We start from the raw sequence: 25,224 nt of genomic DNA, 5'->3' as shown, positions 1-25,224 counted from the left end.
GGAATGTCCAGCATGAGCGTAAACCCTCACCGTATCCTGCGCAGCCTGGCCCAGGTACTGGCTTTCAGCAGTCTCCTGGCCGCCCTGCCCACCTCTGCCCAGGGCGGTTTCGTCCCGCCCGAGCGCATCAGTGGCCGCTCCCCCTCCCTGGACTCCAGCTTTACCCAGGAAGCCTGGCTGGTTTACACCTACAAAGTGGACGCCGAGGGCAATGTGGCAGACGCCACCATCCAGAGTTCCAACGGTGTCCCTGCCGTCGACACCCACATGCTGAACCAGCTCAAGGCCATGCGTTTTCGCCCCGCCACTCGCAACGGCACCCCGGTGGAGGTGCCCGCCGGGCCGGTCGTCTACACCTGGATTCTGGACACCCCGCGGGAAATGAGTCCGGCCTTCAGCTCAACTTATGAGCAGGCCTGGGAGAAATTCCGCGCCGGCGACTACGACGGCGCCTTCGATCTCGCCGCCCAGCTCAAGGAAATGCCCGGGCGCAACGCCTTCGAAGACGTCAAATTCCAGATCCTGGCGGCGTCCATTGCCAGCCGCTGGGACGACCCGGCAACCGAAATGCAGCACCTGAAGCGGGTGATGGAGTTCCAGAACCTGGCCGATCGCAACCGCTTCGAAAACCCCTATGTGGAACCTGAGCACTATGCGCTGATGCTGGCGCGGGTGCACACCCTGCAACTGGAGAACAACCAGCTGGCGGACGCCCAGGCCACCTTCAACCAGATCATGATTCGCGGTTCCGGCGACGAAGTGATCCAGAAGGTACAAAGCGCCCAGCAGGCGGCGCAGGCCCGTTTTCAGGCCAATCCCGATATCGCGACAAAAGGCGAGCTGACACCGCTCTATCGCGGCGGCCCGGGCTCCTGGGAGACCCGCCTCACCCGCAACACCTTCAATCTGCAGAACGTTCGCGGCGATATCAGCTGGATCTACCTGGCCTGCCTCGGCAACGAGCAGCGCCTGCCCTTCCCCAGCACCCGGCCCTGGACGGTGCCGAACGGCTGGAAGGAGTGCAAGGTGGAGATCAGTGGACGGGCGGGGACGCGCTTTGAGTTGCACCAGTTGGCGGGTGCTGTCTGAGCCACTCTTAAATCAGCCCTTCGTCAGGCATCAACCTGACCATATTCGCCCTGAACCCGCGCGCGCGGCACCCGGAGCCCTTCCGGGACACGCCGTGAACCCGTCCATGGGGGCTCGACAGCGGCATCCATGCCGCTGACGGTCCCGGAAGGGCCCCGCGCGCCACGCGCGCTCCGGCTGAGGATATTTCGGAACCAGCGCTTCGCTCCTGTAGGAATCTCGCACAAATGCAGGGTGTGAGCTGGGGGTGCGCCTCCCCGGACCGTCAGCGGCCATGGACGGCCGCTGCCGAGCGCACAGGGATGTGCTCGTAGCGTGTCCGGGGAGGCGTACGCCCAGATCGCGCCCGGGCTACGAAGTACCAGCCCAAAATCACCATAAGCCAGAAAAAGCAGACACAAAAAAGCCGGGACATGCCCGGCTTTTCTGAGGATATGTACTGGCCACGACCTACTCGTCGTCGCCCTCCACATCCGCAACCGGGCGATCGACCAGCTCGACGTAGGCCATGGGAGCCTTGTCGCCAGCGCGATAGCCGCACTTGAGAATGCGAATGTAACCGCCCGGGCGCGCCTGGTAGCGCGGACCCAGTTCGCTGAACAGCTTGCCGACAGCTTCTTTGCTGCGCACGCGGTCGAAGGCCAGGCGGCGATTGGCCACACTGTCGTTCTTGGCCAGCGTGATCAGCGGCTCAGCGTAGCTGCGCAGCTCCTTGGCCTTGGGCAGGGTGGTCTTGATCAGTTCGTGCTCCACCAGAGACACGGTCATGTTACGGAACATGGCCTTGCGGTGTGAGCTGTTCCGGTTGAGCTGACGTCCACTGTGACGATGACGCATTTTTCCAATCCTATGTGTTCAGTGCTATCGCAGCACGCAATATCTGGTATCAGAACCGGGAGCGATTATACGCTCAGCACCCGGTCGTCGTTTTTCAGGCTGGCGGGGGGCCAGTTGTCCAGGCGCATGCCCAGTGACAGGCCTCGCGACGCCAGAACGTCCTTGATCTCGGTCAGTGACTTCTTGCCCAGGTTCGGGGTCTTGAGCAACTCCACCTCGGTACGCTGTACCAGGTCACCGATGTAGTAGATGTTTTCGGCCTTCAGACAGTTCGCGGAGCGAACCGTGAGCTCGAGGTCATCTACCGGGCGCAGCAGAATCGGATCAACTTCGTCCTCTTCCACCACAGATTCGGATTCGGACTCGCTTTCCAGGTCGACGAACACGGCCAGCTGCTGCTGCAGAATGGTCGCGGCGCGACGGATCGCCTCTTCCGGGTCGATAGTGCCGTTGGTCTCGAGGTCCAGCACCAGCTTGTCCAGGTCGGTGCGCTGCTCAACCCGCGCGGCCTCGACCACGTAGGATACGCGGTGAATCGGCGAGAAGGTGGCGTCCAGCTGCAGACGGCCGATGGAACGGGTTTCCTCTTCCGGGTTGTCACGGGAGTCCGCCGGGGAGTAACCACGACCACGGGCTACCGTCAGCCGCATGTTGATCTCTGAGCTGCCGTTCAGGTGGCAGATCACGTGATCAGGATTGCGGATCTCGATATCGTGGTCCACCTGGATATCGGCGGCGGTCACAACACCGGGGCCCTTCTTGCTCAGCGTCAGCTCAGCTTCGTCCTTGCCGTTCATCACCAGGGCGACGCCCTTGAGGTTCAGCAGGATCTCGATCACGTCTTCCTGAACGCCTTCGATGGCGCTGTACTCGTGCAACACACCGTCGATTTCGACTTCGGTGATGGCGCAGCCGGGCATGGAAGACAGCAAAATGCGACGCAATGCGTTACCCAGGGTGTGACCAAAGCCACGCTCCAGGGGCTCCAGGGTTACCTGGGCGCGTGAACTGGTCTTCTCTTCGACATTGATCACGCGCGGGGTCAAGAATTCATTAACTGCTGTCTGCATTCTGGCACCTGTAGTTGTAGGTTAGTCCTGGATCCGCCGATTACTTGGAGTACAGTTCCACGATCAGGTTTTCGTTGATCTCGGAGGACAGATCCTGGCGCTCGGGAGCGGACTTGAAAGTCCCTTCGAGCTTGTCGGCGTTGACTTCAATCCACTCGGGCTCACCGCGCTGGGCGGCCAGGGCCAGGGCGGACTGCACACGCAGCTGCTTCTTGGCTTTTTCACGGATGGAAACAACATCACCGGCCTTGACCTGGTAGGACGGGATGTTCACGGCAGCGCCGTTCACCAGAATCGCCTTGTGGGTTACCAGCTGGCGAGCCTCTGAGCGCGTCGCGCCAAAGCCCATGCGGTAAACCACGTTGTCCAGGCGGGATTCCAGCAGTTGCAGGAGGTTCTCACCGGTGGCGCCTTTCAGGCGGGCCGCTTCCTTGTAGTAGTTGCGGAACTGCTTCTCCAGAATGCCGTAGATGCGACGAACCTTCTGCTTTTCACGCAGCTGTACGCCGTAGTCGGACAGGCGGCCGCGACGGGCGCCGTGCTGGCCGGGGGCAGTTTCGGGTTTGCACTTGCTATCCAGTGCGCGCACACCGCTTTTCAGGAACAGGTCGGTTCCCTCACGACGGGAGAGCTTGCACTTGGGACCAATGTATCGAGCCATGTCAATTCTTCCTGTAAAGCGTTATACGCGACGTTTCTTGGGCGGACGGCAGCCGTTGTGCGGCACCGGGGTTACGTCGGTAATGTTGCTGATCTTGTAGCCACAGGCGTTCAGCGCACGAACCGCTGACTCACGGCCGGGGCCAGGGCCCTTGATCTGGACATCCAGATTTTTCAGGCCGTATTCCTTGGCAGCTTCACCGGCGCGCTCGGCGGCCACCTGGGCTGCGAACGGGGTGCTCTTGCGCGAACCGCGGAAACCGGAACCACCCGAGGTGGCCCAGCTCAGGGTGTTGCCCTGACGATCGGTGATAGTGATGATGGTGTTGTTGAAGGAAGCGTGTACGTGCGCAATTCCATCAACGACGGTCTTGTTGACCTTCTTACGAGTGCTTTTGGCACCTGGCTTAGCCATGTTGTAGTTCCTGCTTTAATATCAACACTGCACGGGGTGCAGCTACACTAAGAGGATTCGCTGTTGGCCCTGGGCTTACTTGCGAATCGGCTTGCGCGGACCCTTGCGGGTACGGGCATTGGTCTTGGTACGCTGGCCGCGCAGCGGCAGGCTGCGACGGTGACGCAGGCCGCGATTGCAACCCAGGTCCATCAAGCGTTTGATGTTCATGGAGACTTCACGGCGCAGGTCGCCCTCTACCGTCATCTCGGCTACCTTGTTCCGCAGAGCGTCCATCTGCTCTTCGTTCAGGTCGGCAATCTTGGCATTCTCTGCCACGCCGGTGTCGGCGCACAGACGACGGGCCTGGGTGCGACCTACACCATAGATGTAAGTCAATGAGATAACAGCATGCTTGTTATCGGGTATGTTGACGCCGGCAATACGAGCCATCCAACTCTCTCCAAATACTCAGTTTGTCGCTAACGGCAGCGCAGCGCCCGACCCCTGATTTGCATCAGATTGGGGGGCAGGACGCGAAAGGCGCAGCATTCTAGCGGCATGTTTACTAAAAATCAACCACCGCCCGCCCGAAAGCCGGCGGCAACCACATCAGCCCTGGCGCTGCTTGTGGCGCGGATCCGTGTTGCAGATCACGCGCACAACACCATTGCGACGGACAATCTTGCAGTTCCTGCAGATTTTTTTGACCGATGCACGTACTTTCATCTTTCACTCTCTCCGTTCACCCGGCGCGACTTAACGCACGCGCCCGGAAGCACCATAGTTTTTCAGGTTGGCCTTTTTCATCACAGAATCGTACTGCTGTGACATCAGGTGGCTCTGCACCTGGGCCATAAAATCCATCACCACGACAACCACGATCAGCAATGAAGTCCCGCCCAGGTAGAAGGGCACGTTCCACATCACGACCAGGAACTGGGGCATCAGGCAGACCAGCGCGATATACGCGGCACCGAACACCGTCAGCCGGGTCAGCACGCCATCGATGTAGTTGGCGGTTTGCTGGCCCGGACGGATACCGGGGACAAAGGCACCGGACCGTTTCAGGTTGTCAGCCACTTCCTGCGGGTTGAACATCAACGCCGTATAGAAGAAGCAGAAAAATACAATCAGCGCCGTGAACAACAGGATGTTCAACGGCTGGCCCGGGCCAATCGCAACGGCCAGGTCCTGCAGCCAGTCCGCGCCCCCGGAGGAACCGAACCACTGCGCCAGCGAAGCGGGGAACAGCAGGATGCTGCTGGCAAAAATAGCCGGGATCACACCCGCCATGTTCACCTTCAGGGGCAGGTGCGAACTCTGCGCCTGCATCATCTTGCGACCCTGTTGCCGCTTGGCATAGTTCACCGTGATGCGGCGCTGGCCGCGCTCGATGAACACGATCATGTAGATCACCGCAATGGCCAGAGTCAGGATGAACAGCAGGATCAGGATGTTCAGCTCACCCTGCCGCGCCTGTTCCAGCGACTGGCCGATCGCTGCGGGCAGCCCCGCGACAATCCCGGCGAAAATCAACAGTGAAATACCGTTGCCTACGCCCTTCTCGGTGATCTGCTCACCCAGCCACATCATGAACACCGCACCGGTGACCAGCGAGGTAATCGCGATCACATAGAACAGCGGACTCACGCTGTAGGCCATGCCCTGATTCGCCATGCCCACGGTCATACCCGTGGCCTGCACAATTGCCAGCACTACCGTGAGGTAGCGTGTGTACTGGCTGATCTTGCGGCGGCCGGACTCGCCTTCCTTTTTCAACTGCTCCAGTTGCGGGGTCACCGCCGACATCAGCTGCATGATGATCGATGCAGAGATGTAGGGCATGATGCCCAGCGCCAGGATACTCATGCGCTCCAGCGCGCCGCCGGAGAACATGTTCGCCAGGCCCAGGATGGTTCCCTGATTCTGGTTGAACAGCGCCGCCAACTGATTGGGATCTATTCCGGGTACCGGAATATGTGTGCCGATGCGATAAACGATTATCGCCATCAAGACAAAACGAAGGCGAGCAAAGAGCTCGCCCATGCCTGCCTTGTTGACTCCGGGCAGTTGACCTGTCGCCATTTAGTCCTCTACTTTTCCGCCAGCCTTCTCGATGGCTTCACGGGCACCTTTGGTAACCGCCAGACCTTTAACGGTCACAGCCTTGTTCAGCTCGCCGGACAGAAACACTCGGGCACGCAGAACGTCGTTGCGGATAAGATCGGCGTCTTTCAGCGCCGCCAGATCCACCACATCACCCGCAACCGCGTTCAGCTCACCCAGACGAACCTGGGCGGTGGTGCGGGAAATACGGGAAGTAAAGCCGTATTTCGGCAGGCGTTTCTGCAGGGGCATCTGACCGCCCTCGAAACCGGGCTTCACAGTGCCGCCGGAGCGGGATTTCTGACCTTTGTGGCCGCGGCCACCGGTCTTGCCCAGGCCGGAACCGATACCGCGACCGACGCGCTTGGCGTCCTTGCGGGCACCGGGAGCCGGACTCAGGGTATTCAGTCGCATTACATCAGACATGATTTAGTCCTCGACCCGTACCAGGTAATTCACTTTGTTGATCATGCCACGCACAGAGGGAGTGTCTTCCACTTCCACGGTGTGGCCGATGCGGCGCAGGCCGAGACCGGCGACACAGGCCTTGTGGTTCTTCAGGCGACCGTGAGCGCTCTTGATCTGCGTGACCTTGATAGTTGCTTTAGCCATGACAAGCCAACCCAATAATTAGTTCAAAATTTCTTCGACAGTCTTGCCGCGCTTTGCCGCCACGTCATCGGGAGCCGCCATGTCGCGCAGACCGTTAAAGGTTGCGCGCACCACGTTCACCGGGTTGGTGGAGCCGTAGCACTTGGCCAGTACGTTGTGTACACCAGCGATTTCCAGTACGGCACGCATCGCGCCACCGGCAATAACACCGGTACCTTCAGAAGCAGGCTGCATGTACACCTTGGAAGCGCCGTGAGCGGCTTTCACCGGGTACTGGATAGTGCCGTTGTTCAGCTCGACACTGATCATGTTGCGGCGGGCTGCCTCCATCGCTTTCTGGATGGCGACAGGCACTTCGCGCGCCTTGCCACGGCCAAAACCGACGCGGCCATTGCCATCGCCAACCACCGTCAACGCGGTGAAGCCGAAGATGCGACCACCCTTGACGACTTTGGCAACACGATTGACCTGAACCAGCTTCTCCTGGAGGTCACCTTCCTGCTGCTGTTGCTTTTTCTGATCGTTGAACGCCATATCGATACCCTAGAATTCCAGTCCACTTTCACGGGCAGCGTCGGCCAGAGCCTTAATGCGTCCGTGGTACTTGTAGCCGCTGCGATCGAAGGCGACCTTGTCGACACCGGCAGCCTTGGCGCGCTCAGCCACCAGTTTGCCAACAGCAGCCGCGGCATCGATGTTGCCGGTGGCGCCACTGCGCAGGCTGCTGTCCAGGGTGGAAGCACTGGCCAACACCTTGTCGCCGGCCGGCGCGAAGACCTGGGCGTAAATGTGGCGCGGAGTACGGTGCACGCTCAGGCGGTTTACGCCCTGGGTGCGCATACGGGCGCGGGTGCGACGGGCGCGACGCAGCCGGGAATCGTTCTTTGCACTCATCTCTTAGTACCTGCTTACTTCTTCTTGGCTTCTTTACGACGGACGTGCTCGTCCGCGTAGCGAATGCCTTTACCCTTGTAAGGCTCCGGCGGGCGGTAGGCGCGGATTTCCGCGGCCGCCTGGCCGACTGCCTGCTTGTCGATGCCCTTGACCACGATTTCGGTCTGGGTCGGGGTCTCAGCGCTGACACCTTCCGGCAGCGCGTAATCAACCGGGTGGGACAGGCCCACAGTCAGGTTGACGCTCTTGCCGTCGGCTTTGGCACGATAGCCCACGCCGTTCAGAACCAGCTTCTTCTCCCAGCCTTCGCTGACACCCTTGACCATGTTGTTCAGCAACGCACGGGTAGTACCCGCCACTGCCTTGAACTTGTCGCCGTCGTAGGCAACGGTCACTATGTTGTCTTCCTGCTTGATGTCCACGCCATCGTTCAGCGTGAACTCAAGGGCGCCTTTACCGCCCTTGACGGTCAGGTCGCGGCCGTTCAGCTTGACCTCTACCCCACTGGGCAGTTCTACCGGATTGTTTGCGACTCTAGACATGTTGAATGCTCTTCAATTCAGTAAATCTTAGAAAACGGTGCAGAGCACTTCACCACCGACGCCAGCGGCGCGGGCAGCTCGATCAGTCATCACACCGCGAGAGGTGGAGACTATGGCAACACCGAGGCCACCGCGTACAGAAGGCAGTTCGTCCTTGCCTTTGTAGCTGCGCAGACCAGGACGGCTGATGCGGTCGATCTCTGCAATAACGGGCTTGCCATCAAAGTACTTCAGTTCAATCTCCAGGCGAGGCTTGCCTTCACTGGAAGCATTGAAGTCAGCGATGTAGCCCTCTTCCTTCAGTACGTTCGCTACCGCGGATTTAAGCTTGGAACCAGGCATTTCCACCTTGGTCTTGCCAGCCATCTGCGCGTTGCGAATGCGGGTCAGCATATCTGACAGCGGATCTTGCATACTCATCTTGAATTCTCTCCGTTACCAGCTGGACTTAACCAGACCAGGTACATCACCGCGCATTGCAGCTTCGCGCAGCTTGTTACGGCACAGGCCAAATTTACGATATACCGCGTGGGGGCGACCGGTGACCTGGCAGCGACGCTGACGACGAACCGGGCTGGCGTCACGAGGCAGCTTCTGCAGGGCGACCTGGGCTTCCCACTTGGCGTCGTCAGAGGCGTTGACATCGCTCAGAATCGCTTTCAGAGCGGCACGCTTCTCGGCGTACTTAGCTACCATACGTGCACGCTTGGTCTCACGCGCAATCATAGATTTTTTAGCCATGTATAAAGCCTCTTAACCTTTCAGGGGGAAGTTGAAAGCACGCAACAGGGCGCGGCCTTCATCGTCCGTACGAGCGGTGGTGGTAATGGTGATGTCCATACCGCGCAGGGCATCCACCTGGTCGTAGTCGATTTCCGGGAAAATGATCTGTTCGCTGACACCCATGGCAAAGTTGCCGCGGCCGTCGAAAGACTTCGGGCTAATGCCGCGGAAGTCACGAATCCGGGGAATCGCGATGGAAATCAGGCGCTCCAGGAATTCGTACATGCGATCGGAACGCAGGGTCACCTTGCAGCCGATGGGCCAGCCGTCACGGATCTTGAAACCGGCGATGGATTTGCGCGCCTTGGTGATCACCACTTTCTGACCGGCGATCTTCTCCATGTCGGCGACGGCATTTTCCAGCACTTTCTTGTCGCCCACGGCCTCACCGACACCCATGTTCAGGGTGATCTTGGTGATGCGAGGAACTTCCATCACATTAGCCAGACCCAGCTCTTCTTTCAGCTGGGGAGCGATCTCGCTCTTGTACTTGTCTTTCAACGTTGCCATGTCTTCTACCTGTAAACTCGGTTTGCCAGCCCGCAGCGGGATCAATCGATCGCTTCGCCGTTAGACTTGAAGATACGTACTTTAGTATCCCCATCCACCTTGAAGCCCACACGATCGGCCTTGCTGGTGGCGGGATTGAAGATCGCCACATTGGAAACCTGAATCGGGGCTTCCTTTTCAACAATGCCGCCAGCCACACCCATTTGCGGGTTGGGGCGGGTGTGCTTCTTCACCATATTGATGCCGGCAACAATGACTTTATTGTCAGCGAGCACCTTGCGAACTTTGCCGCGCTTACCCTTGTCCTTACCGGCCAGGATAACCACTTCGTCATCGCGCTTGATCTTCAACATCTCTCGTCCTCTCCTTGGCCAGCTCAGATAACTTCCGGGGCCAGAGAAATAATCTTCATGAACTTCTCGCCGCGCAGTTCACGGGTCACCGGGCCAAAGATACGGGTTCCGATGGGTGCTTCCTGGTTGTTCAGCAGTACGGCGGCGTTGTCATCAAACTTGATGAGGGAACCGTCGGCACGGCGAACACCCTTTCTGGTGCGCACGACTACGGCAGTCATTACCTGGCCTTTCTTGACCTTGCCGCGGGGAATTGCTTCCTTAACGGTTACCTTGATCAGGTCACCGACGCGAGCGTAACGACGCTTGGAACCGCCGAGCACCTTGATGCACATGACACGGCGGGCACCGCTGTTATCGGCCACTTCCAAATACGACTGTGTTTGAATCATTTTCTAACTCCAAACTGCGGCTCACGCCGCACTATCCTGTACTCAAACGACCTGAGTGGCGCTCTCAACAACTTCCTGCAGCTTCCAGGTCTTGGACTTGGAAAGCGGACGGGACTCAACCACTTTCACGGTGTCGCCGATACCGCACTCATTGTTTTCGTCATGAGCGTGGATCTTGGACGAGCGGGTGATGTACTTGCCGTACACCGGGTGCTTGACCCGACGCTCGATCAGCACAGTGATCGTCTTGTCCATCTTGTTGCTGACAACCTTGCCGGTCGCCGTACGGATACGCTTCTCTGCACCTGACATGATTAGTTACCTGCCTTCAGTTTCAGTACAGTCTTGACGCGTGCGATGTCGCGCTGGTTCTGCTTGAGCAGATGAGTCTGCCCGAGCTGACCAGTGGACTTCTGCATGCGCAGCTTGAACTGCTCTTCACGCAGGGTGAGCAGCTGCTTGTTCAGGTCCTCAGCGGACTTCTCACGCAATTCGCTTGCTTTCATCACATCACCGACCGTTTAACAAATGTAGTAGCCACAGGGATCTTGGCGGCGGCCAGAGTAAATGCCTCGCGCGCCAGTTCCTCGGAAACACCCTGCACTTCGTACAGCACCTTGCCGGGCTGGATCTGGGCTACCCAGTACTCAACGTTACCCTTACCTTTACCCTGACGAACTTCCAGGGGTTTGCCGGTAATGGGCTTGTCCGGGAAGACGCGGATCCAGATTTTACCGCCACGCTTGATGTGGCGAGTCATGGCACGACGGGCCGCTTCGATCTGGCGCGCGGTGATGCGGCCGCGACCTGTCGCTTTCAAGCCGTATTCGCCAAAGCTCACTTTGCTGCCGCGCTGGGCCAGACCGCGGTTGCGGCCCTTCTGAGTCTTGCGAAATTTTGTACGCTTAGGTTGAAGCATCTGCGTAACCCTTAATTAGTTGCTGTCTTCTTGGCGCCGTCAGCCGCTTCTTCGGTGCCGATGACTTCGCCTTTGAAAATCCAAACCTTCACACCGATGATGCCGTAGGTGGTGGAAGCCTCGTAGGTCGCGTAGTCGATATCCGCGCGCAGGGTGTGCAGCGGCACACGACCTTCGCGGTACCACTCGGTACGGGCAATCTCAGCACCACCCAGACGACCACCGACCTGCACCTTGATGCCTTCGGCGCCCTGGCGCATGGCGTTCTGTACTACGCGCTTCATGGCGCGACGGAACATCACACGACGCTCCAGTTGCTGGGCCACGTTCTGGGCGACCAGCTTCGCATCCAGGTCCGGCTTGCGGATTTCCTCGATGTTGATGTGCACCGGCACACCCATTTTGGCAGTCAGGGTGCGACGCAGCTTGTCCACGTCCTCACCTTTCTTGCCAATCACAATGCCCGGACGGGCAGTGTGGATGGTAATACGCGCAGTCTGCGCCGGGCGCTCGATAACGACACGGCTGACTGAGGCGTTTTCCAGTTCTTTCTCAATGAAAGCGCGAACTTCCAGGTCACTGATCAGGTTCTTGGAGTAGTTCTTGCTGTCCGCGTACCAGATCGAGTTGTGATCTTTTACGATGCCCAACCGGATGCCGACCGGATTTACTTTCTGACCCATGGTCTTCTCCTAACCTTAGCCTTCGCCGTCTGCGACTTTCACTGTGATATGACAGCTGCGCTTGAGAATGCGATCAGCGCGGCCTTTGGCACGCGGACGCAGACGCTTCATGGTCATACCTTCATCTACAAAGATGCTGGACACTTTCAGCTCGTCCACATCGGCACCTTCGTTGTTCTCAGCATTGGCAATGGCGGAATCGAGCACCTTCTTGACAATGTGAGCAGCCTTCTTGGGGCTGAATTCCAGCAGTGCAAGCGCTCTTTCAACCGGCATGCCGCGCACCTGGTCTGCGACCAGGCGGGCCTTCTGCGCCGAGATGCGCGCGCCTTTCAGTCTTGCTGCAACTTCCATCTTCCTAAACCTCGCTTATCCGGCCAGCGCTTAGCGCTTGGCCTTCTTGTCCACGATATGGCCCTTGAATGTGCGGGTTACCGCAAATTCACCCAGCTTGTGACCAACCATGTCTTCGTTGATCAGCACCGGGACGTGCTGACGGCCGTTGTGCACGGCAATCGTCAGACCGACCATATCCGGAGCAATCATGGAACGGCGCGACCAGGTTTTGATCGGACGGCGGTCGTTGCTTTCAAGCGCGGCCTCGACCTTCTTCATCAAGTGCAGGTCGATAAAAGGACCTTTCTTCAGTGAACGCGGCACAATCTGTTTCCTCTAAAATCTGGTTTAACGGCAACCGTTATTTCTTACCACGACGACGCACAATAAGGCCGTCGGTACGCTTGTTCTTGCGGGTCTTGTAACCCTTGGTCGGGGTACCCCAGGGGCTGACCGGATGACGGCCGCCGGAGGTACGGCCTTCACCACCACCATGGGGGTGATCGACCGGGTTCATCGCCACACCGCGAACGGTCGGACGCACACCGCGCCAGCGCGCAGCACCCGCCTTACCCAGTTTGCGCAGGCTGTGCTCGGAGTTGGACACTTCGCCCAGGGTCGCGCGGCAGTCAGACAGCACTTTGCGCATCTCACCGGAGCGCAGACGCAGTGTTGCGTAGCGGCCTTCACGAGCAACCAGCTGCACAGATGCGCCGGCAGAGCGGGCCATCTGGGCACCTTTGCCCGGCTTCATTTCTACCGCGTGGATCACAGAACCCACGGGAATGTTGCGCAGCGGCAGGCAGTTGCCGACCTTGATCGGCGCAGCAGAGCCGGACTGCAGCGTATCGCCTGCAGACACACCCTTGGGCGCAATGATGTAGCGACGCTCACCATCGGCGAACAGCAGCAGCGCGATGTGCGCGGTGCGGTTCGGATCATATTCGATGCGCTCAACCTTGGCCGGAATACCGTCCTTGGTGCGCTTGAAGTCGATCACACGGTAGTGCTGTTTGTGACCACCGCCAACGTGGCGGGTAGTGATGCGACCATTGTTGTTACGACCACCGTTGCGAGACTGCTTTTCCAGCAGGGGCGCATAGGGCGCGCCCTTGTGCAGCTCCTGGTTGACCACACGTACTACGTGGCGGCGACCCGGGGAAGTGGGCTTGCTCTTCAGAATTGCCATGTTCAACCTACTCCTTATTCGTCTTACTCTACGGAAGCAAAGTCAATTTCCTGACCCTGCTCCAGACGAACGTATGCCTTCTTCCAGGTCGGCTTGCTGCTGAAGCCAAACTTGTTGCGCTTGACCTTGCCTTTGACCTTCAGAGTCTGAACGCTGTCCACCTTGACCTTGAACAGCTGCTCTACAGACTTCTTCACTTCCAGCTTGGTAGCGTCAACGGCCACCTTGAAAACGTACTGGTTGCTGCTGTCTGCCACTACGGCAGCTTTCTCGGATACGTGCGGACCGACCAGTACCTGGAATACTCTTTCCTGGTTCATCCCAGCATCTCCTCAATCTTCTTCACTGCGTCCACAGTCACCAACACCTTGTCGTAGGCGATCAGGCTGACCGGGTCGACGCCATCGACGTCGCGCACGTCCACCTTGTGCAGGTTGCGCGCCGCCAGGTACAGATTCTCGGCTACTTCAGTAGTCACGATCAGCACGTTGTCGACACCGTAATCACCCAACTGCTTCGCCAGCAGCTTGGTTTTCGGCGCTTCCAGCTCCATGCTCTCAACGACAACCAGACGATCCTGGCGAGCCAGCTCGGAGACGATGGAGCGCAGGGCAGCGCGGTACATCTTGCGGTTCACTTTCTGGGAGTGATCCTGCGGACGGGCCGCGAAGGTCACACCACCAGAGCGCCAGATGGGCGAGCGAATCGTGCCGGCGCGAGCGCGACCGGTGCCTTTCTGACGCCAGGGCTTCTTGCCACCGCCGCGGACATCGGAGCGGGTTTTCTGGGCACGAGTACCCTGACGGGCGCCAGCCAGATAGGCGGTCACCACCTGGTGAACCAGGTCCTCGTTGTATTCGCGAGCAAACGCAACATCGGAAACGGAAACTTTCCCCGCTTCAGCATTGCCCGGCTTAACTACATTCAGTTCCACGTTAGAAACCCCCTAACCTATGCCTTGACCGCGGGACGAACAACTACGTCACCGCCCGGTGCGCCGGGGACGGCGCCCTTGATGAGCAGCAGACCGCGCTCCGCATCTACACGGACAACTTCCAGCCCCTGCACAGTCACCTGCTCGGCACCCATGTGACCGGCCATCTTCTTGCCCTTGAACACCCGACCCGGGGTCTGGCACTGGCCGATGGAGCCCGGCGCACGGTGCGACAGGGAGTTGCCGTGGGTGGCGTCCTGGGTACGGAAGTTCCAGCGCTTGATGGCGCCCTGAAAACCTTTACCTTTGGACTGACCGGCGACATCAACTTTCTGGCCGGCCTCGAAACGCTCAACAGTCAGCTCGGAACCAACCTCGAAGCTCTCTTCAGAACCCTCGAGACGGAATTCCCACAAACCGCGACCCGCTTCAACACCCGCCTTGGCAAAGTGTCCCGCTGCGGATTTACTCACTTTAGAGGCCTTGCGGTTGCCCGCAGTGACCTGGATTGCCCGGTAGCCATCGCTCTCGAGCTCTTTGATCTGAGTAACGCGGTTTGGAGCGATCTCCACTACGGTTACTGGGATGGATGCGCCGTCTTCGGTAAACACACGGGTCATACCGGATTTGCGGCCGACTAAACCAATAGTCATTGTTGCTAACCTCTCAGTGTACGGGGCTTACCCTCTATGGCCGCCCCGCCTTTTGCTTTGAACTGCTGGGCGTTACACACCCGGCCGCGTTGTGGCGGCCGGGCAGGTCTTGTTTACGAGATATCGTTAACCAAGACTGATCTGTACTTCCACACCTGCGGCCAGATCCAGCTTCATCAGTGCGTCCACAGTTTTTTCTGTGGGCTCCACGATGTCCAACAAGCGCTTGTGGGTACGAATCTCGTACTGGTCACGTGCATCTTTGTTGACGTGCGGGGAAATCAGCACGGTGTACTTTTCCTTCCGGGTGGGAAGGGGGATCGGGCCACGAACCTGAGCGCCGGTGCGGCGCGCAGTTTCAACAATCTCCTGAGTCGACGTGTCGATCAGTCGATGGTCGAAAGCCTTAAGACGGATACGAATGCGTTGATTCTGCACCTGACCAAACTCCAATCAATAAAAAAACCAGGAACCCGCAAAGGAGCCCCCCGAAAAAGGAACGCGAATACTATAGACCGACCTGAGGAGTGTCAACCAGGCGATGGTAAATAGTTTCGGGGAATCCGACTTATTTCCATGGGCTTTCTGCCGGCGCGAATTATGGCACCGCCGGGCGCCGATGCAAGCTATTTTTGTTTAATTTTTGCACGACCACAAAAGCACCGGTTCTCGCCCTGGGGGTCACTGCAGGCTGCTCCTTTGCTGCGGGCCTTGACCTGTGCCCCGCCACACTCCCACTATAGCCACGGACTGACAGAAAACGGACTTCCAGCATGCGCCAACAGCCCCCCAGCCACTCTGTATTTATGGGTTACCTGTTGTGGATCTTTGGTTTTATCGGCGCCCATCGATTTTACTACGGCCGCCAGATTACCGGGGTGATCTGGTTTTTCACCCTCGGCCTGCTCTTTGTCGGCTGGATTATAGACCTGCTGCTTATCCCCGGCATGGCCCGGGATGCCGATCATCGTTACGACAGCGGCGAGACCGATTACGACCTCGCCTGGATTCTGCTCACCTTTCTCGGCGTATTCGGCATTCACCGCTTCTACATGGGCAAGATTTTCACCGGCCTGCTGTACCTGCTGACACTCGGCCTGTTCGGGATCGGCGTCCTCTATGACTTCCTCACCCTCAACGGCCAGATAGACGATCTCAATCGCCGACGCCACTGATACCGGCTGCCCCCGCCGCCCGCCGTAAGCGCCGGGCCGCATCCTCCAGGTCCCGCTCTCGCGGCAGGCCCACACGCAACACCGCCTCACCCGACTGGGGGCCAACCACACGCAACAGCAGATGCCGGCGCGCGCCTGCGTCCCACAGGGTTTCTGCTGAACGGGCCCCCAGGGGGGCGCTCTGGAACAGGCCGGCACTGGACCAGTCCAGGCCCGGCAGAACGGAGCGCAGCGTTTGCAGCCAACGCAGTGACAGGGATGTGAGCCGCTCGCGCTGCCCGGCCTGCCAGGCGGCATCGCGCAGCGCCGACGCCCCCACCCAGCGCGCCGGGTGACTGACCGCCCAGGGATCAGTTGCCATCGCCAGCGCCGCCAGGTCAATCTCGTCCCCCAGGACAAAGCCCAGTCGCAGCCCCGCCAGACCGAAAAATTTGCCCAGCGAACGCAACACCACCAGGGCCGGGTGGGAGCGGGAAGCCAGGCTGCAATGCGGGGCCAGGTCGATAAAGGCCTCGTCCACCAACAGCCGGCCGCCACGCCGATGCAGTGTCTCCGCAAGCGACAACAGATCGTCGGGGTCGCGTCTTTCCGTCGTCGGGTTATTGGGGTTGATGACCACCACATAGCGCAGGTCCGGGCGCTCCAGCAGGGCCAATAGCTCGCGCTGGCTGCGGTACAAAAGGCACTGGTGCCCCGCCCGCCGCCAGGCGCGATGGTGCTCCTGATAACCCCAGTACGGCAGCGCTACTTCGGCCGCCTGCCACAGGCGCGGCAGACGACTGATGGCATGTTGGGAGCCCGGTACCGGCAGTATGCGCTCGGGCGGACAGGCGTAGTACGCCGCCGCCGCGTCCACCAGATCATCCCCCTGCTCCGGCAGGCGCTGCCACACGGCCTCCGGCAGAGGTGGCACCGGCCACGAACAGGGGCTGATGCCAGTGGATAGATCCAGCCACTCAGCCACCGCTCCGCCATAGCGGGCAATGGCCCCATTGAGATTGCCACCGTGCAGCAGGGGTTCAAACGTCACAGCGAAGGCCCTCTGCAAAGCAGTTCCAGTGCCAGGGCGAACGCAAGCAGAATTGCTACCGCCCGCCATAACAGCGCCAAGCCGCGCTCGATATCGGCCGGGCGCGCCTCGCGGGCGCAGCCAAATACCGGCCGCTGCTGCCACTCGCCGCCGTAGCGGGCCGGCCCGCCGAGCCAGACCTGCAGGGCGCCCGCCCCTGCCGCCATCACCGGGCCACCATTGGGGCTGGAGAGACGACGCGCCTGGCGACGCCAGCAGCGCAGGGCCGGACGCGTCGACCCTGCCAACGCGTAGGCCAGCGCACAACATCGCGCCGGAATATAGTTGAGTACGTCATCGGCCCGCGCCGCCCAACACCCAAAGTGCCGGAAGCGGGCACTCCGGTAGCCCCAACAGGCATCCAGCGTATTGGCAAGTCGGTGAAGCACGACACCCGGCGCGCCGGCAAGTGCAAACCAGAACAGGCTGGCGACCACTGCGTCGCTGCCGTTTTCCAGCACCGACTCCAGCACCGCCCGGGTCACTGCCGGCGCATCCATTTCCCGGGTATCCCGACTCACTATCCTGGCTACCGCCTGGCGGGCGCCCGGCACATCGCCGGCATCCAGAGGAGCGGCCACCGCCCGCGCGTGGCGGGCGAGACTGCACCCGCCAAGGCAGAGATAGAGCATGGCAATACTGATCGCGAGGCTCACGGCGGCAGGCAGCGCCGCCAGCAGACACCACAATGCCAGCGGCAGGGGTAACACCAGCAGGCTCCAGGCCAGCGCACCGCGCAAGCGCAGCACAAAGGCCCGGCTCGTCGGCCGATTCATCCTGCCCTCGACGGCCTGCACCAGGCCGCCAAACCCCACCAGTGGATGCCAGCGCCGCGGTTCACCCAGCAGCGCATCCAGCAGCAGCCCGACAATCAGTGTGGGGGCAATCAACGGCATGACAATGTAGCGAAGCTGGCTCGCATTACAGTGAGTAACTCAGGCCAAGCTGGAAGTTAAGCCCGTCCTGGTTGTAGCCATCATTGAGCTGGTAGTCCTTGTCCAGCAGGTTATCCACGCGCAACCTTGCCACCAGGCTGTCCAGCAAGCGGTATTGGGCCCTGACACCCAGGGTGGCATAGCCCGGCAGTGACTCGGTATTCGCGGCATTGGTATAGCGCCTGTCCTGGGCTTTCAGAGACAGGCCGAGCTGCCAGCGACCCAGGGGGCGATCGACGTTAACGATGAAGTTGGAGCGAGCGCGATTGGGCAGCAGCGCATCGCTCTGCTCGTCACGCGCTTCCACATAGGTATACGAAGCCTCTACCAGCCACGCCCCGAGTTGTGCAGTGGACATCAACTCGGCACCCTCGATGCGGGCGCTGTCCACATTGTAGGGACGGTAGACAAAATCAGCGCCGGGTGCCCAGTTGATCAGGTCGTCGACGGTATTTTCGAAGTAGGTCAGGGACCAGCCCCACTGATCGTAGTCGCCGCGCAGGGAAAATTCGCGGTTGTCGGAGCTTTCGGCTACCAGGTCGGGGTTGCCCTCCGTATAGGCACTGGCCGGCCAATACAGATCGTTGAAGGTTGGCGCCTTGAAGCCCTGGGCCCAGCTCGCAACCAGTCGGTGGTGACCGTCAAGATTGACACCCATACTGGCGCTGCCGGTGGTCTCGCTACCAAATTCCTCATTGTCATCGGAACGCACGCCCAGCACTACATTGGTTGGACCCATCCCGAGCTGCAGTTCGCCAATCCAGGCTTCATTACTACGGCTGCTCACCGCGCGACCATCGGCGCCCTCGTAGGCAGAGCTGGAATCGACGCCGTCATCGTAATACTCATAGGCCAGGGTCAGGATGTCATCCTCGGTGAACGAGAGGTCGTTCTGCCAGAACAATTGATCCCTGGTGGTGCGGAAGTGACCGAGGTCGGCCCCGGTGACATCGTCGTAGTTTTCGGTGTCATCCACCGACTGCCCCAGCGACAGCGTCGACAGCCAGTAGTCAGTGACCGGCAAACTGCCGCGCAGGTTGATGTTCTGCATCCAGCCTTCGCTGTAGGGCTTTTGCTCGGGAGCCGAGGCTATGTCGTATTCGTTGCGGGCATCTGTGCCCAGATAGCGCAGGCTGAGATCGGCATCATTGGCAAAGCGGTAGCCGATACTCGCATTCAGCGCCTGATTGCGATAACCGTCGTCGTCGCTGTTAAAACCGCTGTCGTCCACCAGGTTGTCAATGCCGTCAGTCTCAAGGTAGGAGACATTGGCGGCATAGCGCCAGCTGCCCGAGGAGCCACTGGTGCCAGCCGCCGCCTGATAGGTATTGTGACTGCCGCCTGCGGCATTAACGTAGCTGCCCCGGGTGCCGCTGCCGTCGCGGGTGAATATCTGCACCACACCGCCAATGGCGTCGGACCCGTACAGGCTGGAATGCGCGCCGCGCACCACCTCGATACGCTCGATCTGCTCCGGGCTGAAGAGCTGGAAGCTGGTGCTGCCCAGTGTGGCACTGCCGACGCGCTGCCCGTCCACCAGGAACAGGGTGTGGCCGGAGTCATTGCCACGAATAAAGAGGCTGGCGCTGGAGCCGGGGCCACCGCTTTGAGTAATGTCCAGGCCGGGCACCTTGTCGAACACATCGACCAGGTCCAGGGGCTGCAATGCCTCGATGTCCTGGCGGCTCACCAGCGACACCGATGACAGTACCTCGGACGCTGGCTGAGCAGTGCGAGTGGCCGTAACGACCACTTCTTCACGACTCGATTCCTCCGCCATCACCGGCGCGGCCGCCAGCAACGCGAGCGAAAACGCCCTGGCCAACGGACGCAAAGCAGGCCGATTGGAATAAATACAGATATTCATGGGTAATTCCTCATACGCTTGAAAAGCAGTGCGTAAGAGGGAGGAAACACGGGACATGACCACAGAGGTCGCGCCTGCATCGGAAGCCCTCCGCTTCTTCACTGCATGACAGTCAGGTCAGGCAGACGGCAAAAAGGGGGATCCGGAGGCGAGCCAGGCAGCCGAAACAGAAAGGCGGGCCGGCAACGATCCGAGAAGCCCGCCGCTTCATCGTCATACCTCTGCGCGTGTTGGCTGCTGATTGCAGTAACACCAGGCCGGTTTCGGGCTTTGGAGTGAAACACTCCGGACCGTTGCGGGGGCAGCGAAGGCATTGTCAGCGGCGGCCAGTGAACTTGCCGCGACGCACCTTACTTCCCGTTTACCCTGTCCCAGACTTTCCCGGCTGGGGAAAGTCGAACAGGCACCTGTGCAGGCGCGGGAGTATACAGGGAGCTGTTGCGGGAAGTAAATCTGTGGAGAGCGTCACCGCGGAACTGATAGGTAGGCGCTACAAACATGTAGAGACTAGAGGGAAAGGCCTTTAGCCAAAGGTTTGCAACGAAAAAGCCCGGCACAAGGCCGGGCTTTTTGAGGACGCTGCGGTCCTGACGATGACCGGGGTCAGAGTCGCGACTCTGACCCCTTTATCGCATTTATCGAGATTTACTCGATGACTTTGGCGACGACGCCGGCGCCAACAGTACGGCCACCTTCGCGAATCGCGAAGCGCAGGCCATCTTCCATGGCGATCGGTGCAATCAGGGTCACAACCATCTGGATGTTGTCGCCCGGCATGACCATCTCAACACCTTCCGGCAGCTCACAGGAGCCAGTCACGTCAGTGGTGCGGAAGTAAAACTGCGGACGGTAGCCCTTGAAGAACGGCGTGTGACGGCCACCTTCATCCTTCGACAGCACGTACACCTCTGCCTCGAACTTGGTGTGCGGAGTCACAGAACCCGGAATCGCCAGCACCTGGCCACGCTCCACGTCTTCACGCTTGGTGCCACGCAGCAGGATACCCACGTTCTCGCCCGCACGGCCTTCGTCCAGCAGCTTGCGGAACATCTCAACACCGGTACAGGTGGTCTTGGTGGTGTCGCGGATACCCACGATCTCGATCTCGTCGCCCACCTTGATGATGCCGCGCTCGACACGACCGGTTACCACAGTACCGCGACCGGAGATGGAGAACACGTCTTCCACCGGCATCAGGAAAGCCTGGTCAATCGCACGCTCCGGCTCCGGAATGTAGCTGTCCAGGGTCTCAACCAGGGTCTTCACGGCAGTGGTGCCCAGACCGTTCTCGTCTTCACCGTTCAGTGCCATCAGGGCAGAGCCACAGATGATCGGCGTGTCGTCGCCCGGGAATTCGTACTGGTCCAGCAGCTCGCGCAGCTCCATCTCGACCAGCTCTTTCATCTCTTCGTATTCCTCGGAGTCCGCACCGCCGCAGTCTTCTGCCAGCAGGTCGGCCTTGTTCAGGAATACCACGATGTAGGGAACGCCAACCTGACGGGACAGCAGGATGTGCTCGCGGGTCTGCGGCATCGGGCCGTCAGTCGCGCCACACACCAGGATCGCGCCGTCCATCTGCGCCGCACCGGTGATCATGTTCTTCACGTAGTCGGCGTGCCCGGGGCAGTCAACGTGCGCGTAGTGACGGTTCGGGGAGTCGTACTCCACGTGCGAGGTCGCGATGGTGATGCCGCGCTCTTTCTCTTCCGGTGCATTGTCGATACCGTCAAAGGCAACGGCTGAGCCGCCCCAGGTCTCGGAGCACACGCGGGTCAGGGCCGCGGTCAGGGTAGTTTTACCATGGTCTACGTGACCAATGGTGCCCACGTTGACGTGGGGTTTACTACGTTCAAACTTTTCCTTTGCCACTTTGATTCACCTCTATGGGTTTGCTTAAAAATGAATGATTACGCGTTCTTGGAAATAATTTCCCGAGCGACATTGTTGGGCGCCTCGGAGTACTTCAGAAACTCCATGGTGTAAGTCGCACGCCCCTGGGTAGCACTGCGCAGGTCGGTCGCATAGCCGAACATCTCGGCCAGCGGCACCTCGGCGTCAATCACCTTGCCGGACACACTGTCGTCCATACCTGAGATCATGCCGCGACGACGGTTGAGGTCGCCAACCACGTCGCCCATGTTTTCCTCTGGTGTGACCACTTCCACTTTCATGATCGGCTCCAGCAACACCGCGCCGCCCTCGGTGGACAGCTTCTTGGTGGCCATGCTGGCAGCGATTTTGAACGCCATTTCGTTGGAGTCCACATCGTGGAATGAGCCATCGTAGAGCGTCGCTTTCAGGCCCAGCAGGGGATAACCCGCCAGTACACCGTTCTGCATCTGCTCTTCAATGCCCTTCTGTACAGCGGGAATGTACTCCCGGGGCACGATACCACCAGCGATCTCATTGACGAATTCCAGACCCTCGGCATTTTCGTCTTCGCCCGGCTCGAAGCGAACCCAGACGTGACCGTACTGGCCGCGACCGCCGGACTGGCGCACAAACTTGCCTTCTATTTCAGCCTTGTTGCGAATCGCCTCGCGATAGGCCACCTGGGGCTTGCCGATATTGGCCTCCACGCTGAACTCGCGACGCATGCGGTCGACAATGATGTCCAGGTGCAGTTCGCCCATACCCGAGATGATGGTCTGCCCGGTTTCTTCGTCGGTCTTCACGCGGAAGGACGGATCTTCCTGGGCCAGCTTGCCAAGGGCAACACCCATTTTTTCCTGATCCGCCTTGGAGCGGGGCTCCACCGCCACCGAAATCACCGGCTCGGGGAAATCCATGCGCTCCAGCACGATGGGCCGGTTGATATCGCACAGGGTGTCACCGGTGGTGACGTCCTTCAGGCCCACCGCAGCAGCGATATCGCCCGCCAGTACTTCCTTGATTTCCTCGCGGCTATTGGAGTGCATCTGCACCATGCGGCCAACGCGCTCTTTCTTCTCCTTCACGGAGTTGAACACGCCGGTTCCGGACTCCAGCTTGCCGGAGTACACGCGGAAGAAAGTCAGGGTGCCGACAAAGGGGTCGGTAGCGATCTTGAAAGCCAGCGCGGCGAATGGCGCATCGTCGTCCGCTTCGCGGGTTTCGATGGTCTCGTCCTTGTCCAGCAGGTGGCCTTCGATGGCCTTCACCTCGGTGGGTGAGGGCATGTACTCGATGACCGCATCCAGCATCGCCTGCACGCCCTTGTTCTTGAAGGCGGAACCACCCAGCACCGGCACAATTTCATTGGCCAGGGTGCGGGCGCGGATGCCCTGCTTGATCTCGGCCTCCGACAGTTCTACGCCTTCAAGGTACTTGTCCATCAGCTCTTCGTTGGCTTCAGCGGCGGTCTCGACCAGGAACTCGCGCATCTCGGCGACTTCGTCGACGATATCCGCGGGCACTTCGCCGTACTCGAAGGTCATCCCCTGGTCGGCTTCGTTCCACAGAATGGCTTTGTTCTTGATCAGGTCGACCACACCGCGAAACTCGTCTTCGGCGCCGATGGTCATCTGCAGCGGCACCGGGTTGGCACCCAGGCGCTCTTTCAGCTGGGCGATCACCCGACGGAAATCCGCGCCAGCGCGATCCATCTTGTTGACGAATACCATGCGTGGCACTTCGTACTTGTTGGCCTGGCGCCAGACAGTCTCGGTCTGGGGCTGCACGCCGGAAGAACCGCACAGCACCACCACAGCGCCGTCCAGCACACGCAGGGAGCGCTCGACCTCAATAGTGAAGTCTACGTGCCCGGGGGTGTCGATGATGTTGATGCGATGCTCGTCAAACTGGGCGTCCATACCGCGCCAGAAGCAGGTCGTCGCAGCGGAGGTAATGGTGATACCCCGCTCCTGCTCCTGCTCCATCCAGTCCATGGTCGCGGCGCCGTCATGCACTTCACCGATCTTGTGGGACAGACCGGTGTAGAACAGAACGCGCTCCGTGGTCGTGGTTTTACCCGCGTCCACGTGCGCGCAGATACCGATATTGCGGTAACGCTTGATGGGAGTCTTGCGTGCCACGTATAAATCTCCAGTAGCTGATTGCCAGGGCAGAGATTAGAAACGGTAGTGAGAGAACGCCTTGTTGGCTTCGGCCATGCGGTGCACGTCTTCGCGCTTCTTGACCGCGTTGCCCTTACCCTGGGACGCGTCAATGATTTCGCCGGCCAGACGCTGACGCATGGATTTTTCACCGCGATTGCGCGCGTATTCCACCAGCCAGCGCATGGACAGAGCCACACGGCGGGAGGGACGCACTTCAACCGGCACCTGGTAGGTAGCACCACCGACACGGCGGGATTTTACTTCCACCATCGGGGCGATGTTTTCCAGCGCTTCGTCGAATGCTTCGAGAGGATCCTTGTTCAGTTTTTCCTGAACAATATCCAGGGCGCCGTAAACGATGGTTTCGGCGACGGATTTTTTACCACTGATCATCACGTGGTTCATGAACTTTGCCAGCGTTACATTGCCGAATTTTGGATCCGGCAGTACTTCGCGCTTGGCGACTACGCGTCTTCTTGGCATGTTGTTGCCCTTCTATCTCTTCAGGTTAATCCGAACACCGACCTGCCACTAAAGGCGGGGGAGGCAGGGGTTCAGCCTTACTTAATTTCGTCAGCGGGAAATGCGTAACGAACTTGCCCAGCTAACTCTCTTTACAGAGAGACAGCTTATTTGGGGCGCTTGGCACCGTACTTGGAGCGACCGTTGCGACGGTCGGCTACGCCGGAGGTGTCCAGGCTGCCGCGTACGGTGTGATAACGCACACCGGGCAGGTCCTTCACACGACCACCGCGAATCAGAACCACACTGTGTTCCTGCAGGTTGTGACCTTCACCGCCGATGTACGAGGAAACCTCGTAACCGTTGGTCAGGCGCACACGGCAGACTTTACGCAGTGCAGAGTTCGGCTTCTTCGGGGTGGTAGTGTAGACGCGAGTACAAACACCGCGGCGCTGCGGGCAGCTCTGCAGGGCGGGTACGTCGCTCTTTTCTACTTTGCGTTTCCGAGGCTTACGAACCAATTGGTTGATCGTTGCCATTCAGTTAGAACTCCAAAAATAAATCGTTTAGTTTCACGGCTCTTTATACCTGTACGGGAGCCGCCCTCCCCAAGCGCCGGCAGTACCTGCTGCCAGACTCAGGCCGGGGCCGCCTTATCGCCCTCAAAACTGGCGGCAAAAAGGCATAGGAAACCACCCCCGGTCAAAGAGGAGGCGGCAT

General features: G+C 59.7%; 37 protein-coding genes and 1 riboswitch. Of the genes, 2 read left to right on the top strand and 35 right to left on the bottom strand.

Going from position 1 to position 25,224, the window contains the following annotated elements; genetic code table 11:
* Window positions 1–12: 12 nt before the first annotated feature.
* On the top strand, window positions 13–1,089 hold the full coding sequence (locus FVW59_RS01525; RefSeq protein ID WP_187275706.1) for an energy transducer TonB: 1,077 nt from the start codon (window positions 13–15) through the stop codon (window positions 1,087–1,089).
* Window positions 1,090–1,539: 450 nt separating this feature from the next.
* Here the strand turns inward: FVW59_RS01525 and rplQ are convergent, their stop codons facing one another.
* From rplQ to rpsJ, 28 genes are all read right to left on the bottom strand, one after another.
* Complete coding sequence (rplQ, locus tag FVW59_RS01520; RefSeq protein WP_148062465.1) at window positions 1,540–1,926, bottom strand: 50S ribosomal protein L17; 387 nt, start codon at window positions 1,924–1,926, stop codon at window positions 1,540–1,542.
* Window positions 1,927–1,991: 65 nt separating this feature from the next.
* Window positions 1,992–2,996, bottom strand: a complete 1,005-nt coding sequence (locus FVW59_RS01515; RefSeq protein WP_148062464.1) for a DNA-directed RNA polymerase subunit alpha — start codon at window positions 2,994–2,996, stop codon at window positions 1,992–1,994.
* Between the two features lie 40 nt (window positions 2,997–3,036).
* Complete coding sequence (rpsD, locus tag FVW59_RS01510; RefSeq protein WP_148062463.1) at window positions 3,037–3,657, bottom strand: 30S ribosomal protein S4; 621 nt, start codon at window positions 3,655–3,657, stop codon at window positions 3,037–3,039.
* 21 nt (window positions 3,658–3,678) lie between these two features.
* Window positions 3,679–4,071, bottom strand: a complete 393-nt coding sequence (gene rpsK, locus FVW59_RS01505; protein ID WP_148062462.1) for a 30S ribosomal protein S11 — start codon at window positions 4,069–4,071, stop codon at window positions 3,679–3,681.
* A gap of 75 nt (window positions 4,072–4,146) precedes the next feature.
* Complete coding sequence (rpsM, locus tag FVW59_RS01500) at window positions 4,147–4,503, bottom strand: 30S ribosomal protein S13 (RefSeq protein WP_148062461.1); 357 nt, start codon at window positions 4,501–4,503, stop codon at window positions 4,147–4,149.
* Between the two features lie 159 nt (window positions 4,504–4,662).
* Window positions 4,663–4,779: a 50S ribosomal protein L36 gene (rpmJ, locus tag FVW59_RS01495; protein WP_116366734.1), complete on the bottom strand. Its 117-nt coding sequence runs from the start codon at window positions 4,777–4,779 to the stop codon at window positions 4,663–4,665.
* A 30-nt stretch (window positions 4,780–4,809) separates the two neighbouring features.
* Window positions 4,810–6,138, bottom strand: coding sequence for a preprotein translocase subunit SecY (secY, locus tag FVW59_RS01490; protein WP_148062460.1), 1,329 nt, complete (start codon window positions 6,136–6,138; stop codon window positions 4,810–4,812).
* Window positions 6,139–6,573, bottom strand: a complete 435-nt coding sequence (rplO, locus tag FVW59_RS01485) for a 50S ribosomal protein L15 (RefSeq protein WP_148062976.1) — start codon at window positions 6,571–6,573, stop codon at window positions 6,139–6,141. It lies immediately after the preceding gene.
* Between the two features lie 15 nt (window positions 6,574–6,588).
* Window positions 6,589–6,771 (bottom strand): 50S ribosomal protein L30, encoded by a 183-nt coding sequence (gene rpmD / locus FVW59_RS01480; protein WP_116366740.1) that lies wholly within the window; start codon window positions 6,769–6,771, stop codon window positions 6,589–6,591.
* Between the two features lie 18 nt (window positions 6,772–6,789).
* Complete coding sequence (gene rpsE, locus FVW59_RS01475) at window positions 6,790–7,305, bottom strand: 30S ribosomal protein S5 (RefSeq protein WP_116366742.1); 516 nt, start codon at window positions 7,303–7,305, stop codon at window positions 6,790–6,792.
* 9 nt (window positions 7,306–7,314) lie between these two features.
* A complete protein-coding gene (gene rplR, locus FVW59_RS01470) occupies window positions 7,315–7,665 on the bottom strand; it encodes a 50S ribosomal protein L18 (RefSeq protein ID WP_148062459.1) in 351 nt (116 codons plus the stop codon).
* A gap of 14 nt (window positions 7,666–7,679) precedes the next feature.
* Window positions 7,680–8,207 carry a 50S ribosomal protein L6 gene (gene rplF, locus FVW59_RS01465; RefSeq protein ID WP_148062458.1) on the bottom strand — a complete coding sequence of 176 codons (528 nt, stop codon included), beginning with the start codon at window positions 8,205–8,207 and terminating at the stop codon, window positions 7,680–7,682.
* A gap of 27 nt (window positions 8,208–8,234) precedes the next feature.
* A complete protein-coding gene (gene rpsH / locus FVW59_RS01460) occupies window positions 8,235–8,627 on the bottom strand; it encodes a 30S ribosomal protein S8 (RefSeq protein WP_148062457.1) in 393 nt (130 codons plus the stop codon).
* Between the two features lie 15 nt (window positions 8,628–8,642).
* On the bottom strand, window positions 8,643–8,948 hold the full coding sequence (rpsN, locus tag FVW59_RS01455) for a 30S ribosomal protein S14 (RefSeq protein ID WP_148062456.1): 306 nt from the start codon (window positions 8,946–8,948) through the stop codon (window positions 8,643–8,645).
* A gap of 12 nt (window positions 8,949–8,960) precedes the next feature.
* Window positions 8,961–9,500, bottom strand: a complete 540-nt coding sequence (gene rplE / locus FVW59_RS01450; RefSeq protein WP_148062455.1) for a 50S ribosomal protein L5 — start codon at window positions 9,498–9,500, stop codon at window positions 8,961–8,963.
* 41 nt (window positions 9,501–9,541) lie between these two features.
* A complete protein-coding gene (rplX, locus tag FVW59_RS01445; protein WP_116366754.1) occupies window positions 9,542–9,853 on the bottom strand; it encodes a 50S ribosomal protein L24 in 312 nt (103 codons plus the stop codon).
* Window positions 9,854–9,876: 23 nt separating this feature from the next.
* Window positions 9,877–10,245: a 50S ribosomal protein L14 gene (gene rplN / locus FVW59_RS01440; RefSeq protein WP_148062454.1), complete on the bottom strand. Its 369-nt coding sequence runs from the start codon at window positions 10,243–10,245 to the stop codon at window positions 9,877–9,879.
* 42 nt (window positions 10,246–10,287) lie between these two features.
* On the bottom strand, window positions 10,288–10,557 hold the full coding sequence (gene rpsQ / locus FVW59_RS01435) for a 30S ribosomal protein S17 (protein ID WP_116366758.1): 270 nt from the start codon (window positions 10,555–10,557) through the stop codon (window positions 10,288–10,290).
* A gap of 2 nt (window positions 10,558–10,559) precedes the next feature.
* A complete protein-coding gene (gene rpmC / locus FVW59_RS01430) occupies window positions 10,560–10,751 on the bottom strand; it encodes a 50S ribosomal protein L29 (RefSeq protein ID WP_148062453.1) in 192 nt (63 codons plus the stop codon).
* Complete coding sequence (gene rplP / locus FVW59_RS01425; protein WP_148062452.1) at window positions 10,751–11,164, bottom strand: 50S ribosomal protein L16; 414 nt, start codon at window positions 11,162–11,164, stop codon at window positions 10,751–10,753. Before rplP ends, rpmC begins: the two co-directional genes overlap by 1 nt.
* An 11-nt stretch (window positions 11,165–11,175) precedes the next feature.
* Window positions 11,176–11,847, bottom strand: a complete 672-nt coding sequence (gene rpsC / locus FVW59_RS01420) for a 30S ribosomal protein S3 (RefSeq protein WP_116366764.1) — start codon at window positions 11,845–11,847, stop codon at window positions 11,176–11,178.
* A 15-nt stretch (window positions 11,848–11,862) separates the two neighbouring features.
* Entirely contained in the window at window positions 11,863–12,201 is a 339-nt protein-coding gene (gene rplV / locus FVW59_RS01415; RefSeq protein WP_148062451.1) for a 50S ribosomal protein L22, read from the bottom strand.
* A gap of 30 nt (window positions 12,202–12,231) precedes the next feature.
* On the bottom strand, window positions 12,232–12,507 hold the full coding sequence (gene rpsS, locus FVW59_RS01410) for a 30S ribosomal protein S19 (RefSeq protein ID WP_116366768.1): 276 nt from the start codon (window positions 12,505–12,507) through the stop codon (window positions 12,232–12,234).
* A 37-nt stretch (window positions 12,508–12,544) separates the two neighbouring features.
* Window positions 12,545–13,372 carry a 50S ribosomal protein L2 gene (gene rplB, locus FVW59_RS01405; RefSeq protein WP_148062450.1) on the bottom strand — a complete coding sequence of 276 codons (828 nt, stop codon included), beginning with the start codon at window positions 13,370–13,372 and terminating at the stop codon, window positions 12,545–12,547.
* A gap of 23 nt (window positions 13,373–13,395) precedes the next feature.
* Entirely contained in the window at window positions 13,396–13,692 is a 297-nt protein-coding gene (rplW, locus tag FVW59_RS01400; RefSeq protein WP_148062449.1) for a 50S ribosomal protein L23, read from the bottom strand.
* The gene (gene rplD, locus FVW59_RS01395; RefSeq protein WP_148062448.1) at window positions 13,689–14,306 is read right to left on the bottom strand and encodes a 50S ribosomal protein L4; all 618 of its coding nucleotides are present in this window, start codon (window positions 14,304–14,306) and stop codon (window positions 13,689–13,691) included. The genes rplW and rplD overlap by 4 nt, the downstream gene beginning before the upstream one ends.
* 17 nt (window positions 14,307–14,323) lie before the next feature.
* Window positions 14,324–14,959, bottom strand: a complete 636-nt coding sequence (gene rplC / locus FVW59_RS01390; RefSeq protein ID WP_148062447.1) for a 50S ribosomal protein L3 — start codon at window positions 14,957–14,959, stop codon at window positions 14,324–14,326.
* Window positions 14,960–15,085: 126 nt separating this feature from the next.
* Window positions 15,086–15,397, bottom strand: a complete 312-nt coding sequence (gene rpsJ, locus FVW59_RS01385) for a 30S ribosomal protein S10 (protein ID WP_116366776.1) — start codon at window positions 15,395–15,397, stop codon at window positions 15,086–15,088.
* A 335-nt stretch (window positions 15,398–15,732) separates the two neighbouring features.
* On the opposite strand from rpsJ, the gene FVW59_RS01380 reads away from it, so the two are divergent.
* Entirely contained in the window at window positions 15,733–16,134 is a 402-nt protein-coding gene (locus FVW59_RS01380) for a TM2 domain-containing protein (RefSeq protein WP_342779674.1), read from the top strand.
* On the opposite strand, the gene cobD is transcribed toward FVW59_RS01380, so the two are convergent.
* The 7 genes from cobD to rpsL form a co-directional block, all read right to left on the bottom strand.
* Complete coding sequence (gene cobD / locus FVW59_RS01375; RefSeq protein WP_187275705.1) at window positions 16,115–17,164, bottom strand: threonine-phosphate decarboxylase CobD; 1,050 nt, start codon at window positions 17,162–17,164, stop codon at window positions 16,115–16,117. The two genes, FVW59_RS01380 and cobD, sit on opposite strands and share 20 nt — an antisense overlap.
* On the bottom strand, window positions 17,161–18,099 hold the full coding sequence (cbiB, locus tag FVW59_RS01370) for an adenosylcobinamide-phosphate synthase CbiB (protein WP_148062445.1): 939 nt from the start codon (window positions 18,097–18,099) through the stop codon (window positions 17,161–17,163). Before cbiB ends, cobD begins: the two co-directional genes overlap by 4 nt.
* Before the next feature lie 25 nt (window positions 18,100–18,124).
* Window positions 18,125–20,005 (bottom strand): TonB-dependent receptor domain-containing protein, encoded by a 1,881-nt coding sequence (locus FVW59_RS19540; protein ID WP_187275704.1) that lies wholly within the window; start codon window positions 20,003–20,005, stop codon window positions 18,125–18,127.
* A 237-nt stretch (window positions 20,006–20,242) separates the two neighbouring features.
* Window positions 20,243–20,431, bottom strand: a riboswitch (cobalamin riboswitch).
* Between the two features lie 219 nt (window positions 20,432–20,650).
* Window positions 20,651–21,874 carry an elongation factor Tu gene (gene tuf / locus FVW59_RS01360; RefSeq protein ID WP_148062444.1) on the bottom strand — a complete coding sequence of 408 codons (1,224 nt, stop codon included), beginning with the start codon at window positions 21,872–21,874 and terminating at the stop codon, window positions 20,651–20,653.
* A 38-nt stretch (window positions 21,875–21,912) separates the two neighbouring features.
* Window positions 21,913–24,018: an elongation factor G gene (fusA, locus tag FVW59_RS01355; RefSeq protein ID WP_148062443.1), complete on the bottom strand. Its 2,106-nt coding sequence runs from the start codon at window positions 24,016–24,018 to the stop codon at window positions 21,913–21,915.
* A 36-nt stretch (window positions 24,019–24,054) separates the two neighbouring features.
* Window positions 24,055–24,525 carry a 30S ribosomal protein S7 gene (gene rpsG / locus FVW59_RS01350; protein ID WP_116366787.1) on the bottom strand — a complete coding sequence of 157 codons (471 nt, stop codon included), beginning with the start codon at window positions 24,523–24,525 and terminating at the stop codon, window positions 24,055–24,057.
* Window positions 24,526–24,671: 146 nt separating this feature from the next.
* Entirely contained in the window at window positions 24,672–25,043 is a 372-nt protein-coding gene (rpsL, locus tag FVW59_RS01345) for a 30S ribosomal protein S12 (protein WP_007230799.1), read from the bottom strand.
* Window positions 25,044–25,224: the final 181 nt, after the last annotated feature.

Source organism: Parahaliea aestuarii (genome assembly GCF_008064635.1).
Classification (GTDB): domain Bacteria; phylum Pseudomonadota; class Gammaproteobacteria; order Pseudomonadales; family Halieaceae; genus Parahaliea; species Parahaliea aestuarii.
Note: the sequence above shows the minus strand (reverse complement) of the source record. Positions and strands in the feature narration are given on the sequence as shown.

Coding starts and splice junctions, on each gene's coding strand:
- rpmC (WP_148062453.1), bottom strand. CDS start 10,751: ATGAAAGCAAGCGAATTGCGTGAGAAGTCCGCTGAGGACCTGAACAAG.
- rplF (WP_148062458.1), bottom strand. CDS start 8,207: ATGTCTAGAGTCGCAAACAATCCGGTAGAACTGCCCAGTGGGGTAGAG.
- rpmD (WP_116366740.1), bottom strand. CDS start 6,771: ATGGCTAAAGCAACTATCAAGGTCACGCAGATCAAGAGCGCTCACGGT.
- rplN (WP_148062454.1), bottom strand. CDS start 10,245: ATGATTCAAACACAGTCGTATTTGGAAGTGGCCGATAACAGCGGTGCC.
- rplE (WP_148062455.1), bottom strand. CDS start 9,500: ATGGCAACGTTGAAAGACAAGTACAAGAGCGAGATCGCTCCCCAGCTG.
- rpsH (WP_148062457.1), bottom strand. CDS start 8,627: ATGAGTATGCAAGATCCGCTGTCAGATATGCTGACCCGCATTCGCAAC.
- FVW59_RS01515 (WP_148062464.1), bottom strand. CDS start 2,996: ATGCAGACAGCAGTTAATGAATTCTTGACCCCGCGCGTGATCAATGTC.
- rplO (WP_148062976.1), bottom strand. CDS start 6,573: ATGCGACTGAATACCCTGAGTCCGGCTCCCGGTGCCCGCAAGGACGCC.
- cbiB (WP_148062445.1), bottom strand. CDS start 18,099: ATGCCGTTGATTGCCCCCACACTGATTGTCGGGCTGCTGCTGGATGCG.
- rpsD (WP_148062463.1), bottom strand. CDS start 3,657: ATGGCTCGATACATTGGTCCCAAGTGCAAGCTCTCCCGTCGTGAGGGA.
- rpsL (WP_007230799.1), bottom strand. CDS start 25,043: ATGGCAACGATCAACCAATTGGTTCGTAAGCCTCGGAAACGCAAAGTA.
- rplV (WP_148062451.1), bottom strand. CDS start 12,201: ATGGAAGTTGCAGCAAGACTGAAAGGCGCGCGCATCTCGGCGCAGAAG.
- rplQ (WP_148062465.1), bottom strand. CDS start 1,926: ATGCGTCATCGTCACAGTGGACGTCAGCTCAACCGGAACAGCTCACAC.
- rplR (WP_148062459.1), bottom strand. CDS start 7,665: ATGAGTGCAAAGAACGATTCCCGGCTGCGTCGCGCCCGTCGCACCCGC.
- secY (WP_148062460.1), bottom strand. CDS start 6,138: ATGGCGACAGGTCAACTGCCCGGAGTCAACAAGGCAGGCATGGGCGAG.
- rpsQ (WP_116366758.1), bottom strand. CDS start 10,557: ATGTCAGGTGCAGAGAAGCGTATCCGTACGGCGACCGGCAAGGTTGTC.
- rpsE (WP_116366742.1), bottom strand. CDS start 7,305: ATGGCGTTCAACGATCAGAAAAAGCAACAGCAGCAGGAAGGTGACCTC.
- rpsG (WP_116366787.1), bottom strand. CDS start 24,525: ATGCCAAGAAGACGCGTAGTCGCCAAGCGCGAAGTACTGCCGGATCCA.
- rplB (WP_148062450.1), bottom strand. CDS start 13,372: ATGGCAATTCTGAAGAGCAAGCCCACTTCCCCGGGTCGCCGCCACGTA.
- rpsC (WP_116366764.1), bottom strand. CDS start 11,847: ATGGGTCAGAAAGTAAATCCGGTCGGCATCCGGTTGGGCATCGTAAAA.
- rpsM (WP_148062461.1), bottom strand. CDS start 4,503: ATGGCTCGTATTGCCGGCGTCAACATACCCGATAACAAGCATGCTGTT.
- rplW (WP_148062449.1), bottom strand. CDS start 13,692: ATGAACCAGGAAAGAGTATTCCAGGTACTGGTCGGTCCGCACGTATCC.
- rplP (WP_148062452.1), bottom strand. CDS start 11,164: ATGCTTCAACCTAAGCGTACAAAATTTCGCAAGACTCAGAAGGGCCGC.
- FVW59_RS01380 (WP_342779674.1), top strand. CDS start 15,733: ATGCGCCAACAGCCCCCCAGCCACTCTGTATTTATGGGTTACCTGTTG.
- rplX (WP_116366754.1), bottom strand. CDS start 9,853: ATGTTGAAGATCAAGCGCGATGACGAAGTGGTTATCCTGGCCGGTAAG.
- FVW59_RS19540 (WP_187275704.1), bottom strand. CDS start 20,005: ATGAATATCTGTATTTATTCCAATCGGCCTGCTTTGCGTCCGTTGGCC.
- rpsN (WP_148062456.1), bottom strand. CDS start 8,948: ATGGCTAAAAAATCTATGATTGCGCGTGAGACCAAGCGTGCACGTATG.
- rplC (WP_148062447.1), bottom strand. CDS start 14,959: ATGACTATTGGTTTAGTCGGCCGCAAATCCGGTATGACCCGTGTGTTT.
- FVW59_RS01525 (WP_187275706.1), top strand. CDS start 13: ATGAGCGTAAACCCTCACCGTATCCTGCGCAGCCTGGCCCAGGTACTG.
- rpmJ (WP_116366734.1), bottom strand. CDS start 4,779: ATGAAAGTACGTGCATCGGTCAAAAAAATCTGCAGGAACTGCAAGATT.
- rpsK (WP_148062462.1), bottom strand. CDS start 4,071: ATGGCTAAGCCAGGTGCCAAAAGCACTCGTAAGAAGGTCAACAAGACC.